1 protein-coding gene is annotated in these 1,082 nt (G+C 66.3%); it reads right to left on the bottom strand.

Features of this window, described 5'->3' with window-relative positions; genetic code table 11:
• The coding region (locus tag ACIBG5_RS43640) for an IS630 family transposase (protein ID WP_396397997.1) at positions 1-1,076 on the bottom strand (1,076 nt) is incomplete at its 3' end.
• Positions 1,077-1,082: the final 6 nt, after the last annotated feature.

Genomic DNA, 1,082 nt, shown 5'->3' with positions numbered 1-1,082 from the left:
TGTCGCGTGTTTGAAGTTGGTTTACGGCTGATCTTGGTGAGGATGGTGTCGGCGGTCTTGGTCCAGGTGAAGGGTTTGGCGCGGTTGTTGTAGGCGTCGATGAAGTCGCGGATGGCGTCGTGGAGGTCTGCGACGGAGGTGAAGGTGCCGCGGCGGATGGCTTGGCGGGTGATGATGCCGAAGAAGATCTCGACCATGTTGAGCCAGGAGCAGCTGGTGGGGGTGAAGTGCAGCGTGATCCGTGGGTGCTTGGCCAGCCAGGCCTTCACGTTGGGGTGGTTGTGGGTGGCGTAGTTGTCGCAGATGACGTGCAGCTTCACGCGCGGGTGGGCCTTCGCGACACGTTTGAGGAAGGCCAGGAACTCGACGTTGCTGTGCCGCGGGTAGCAGGCGTCGGCGCTGATCTTGCCGGTGGCGACCTCGAGGGCTGCGAACAGTGTGGTGGTGCCGTGGCGGACGTAGTCGTGGGTTTGCCGGGCGGGCAGCCCGGGGCGCAGTGGCAGCCCGAGCTGGGTGCGGTCCAGGGCCTGGATCTGGCTCTTCTCGTCGATCGAGACCACGACCGCGTTGGCCGGCGGGTCCAGATACAGCCCGACGACATCGCGGATCTTGGGTTCGAGCTCGGGGTCGGTGGAGAACTTGAACGTCTCGATCCGGTGCGGCTGGATGTTCCACTTCCGCCAGATCCGCGCCACCGTGGCGAACGAGATCCCCAACCGGGCCGCGAGCAGCCGCGACGACCAGTGCGTCACCCCGAGCTCGGCCGGCGGTTTCCCCTTGTCCGCCAGGGTTTCGGCCAGCACCTCGATCTCATCGATCTCCGGCGCACGTCCCGGCCGCGGCAGATCACCCAGACCATCGATCCCCGCCTCAACGTAGCGATTTCTCCACTTCACGACCGTCGGCCGCGACGACGAGGTCCGCTCCGCGATCTCGGTGTTCGGCACCCCGTCGGCGGCCAGCAGCACGATCCTTGCCCGCTGAACCACCCCGGCAGGAGCCGTCGACGCCCGCGTCACCGCCTCCAACCGCGCACGATCACCATCACGAAGCCGCAGAGCCCGGGCCACATACATGACACC

The organism is Kribbella sp. NPDC050241, assembly GCF_044459685.1.
In the GTDB taxonomy this organism is placed as follows: domain Bacteria; phylum Actinomycetota; class Actinomycetes; order Propionibacteriales; family Kribbellaceae; genus Kribbella.
Note: the sequence above shows the minus strand (reverse complement) of the source record. Positions and strands in the feature narration are given on the sequence as shown.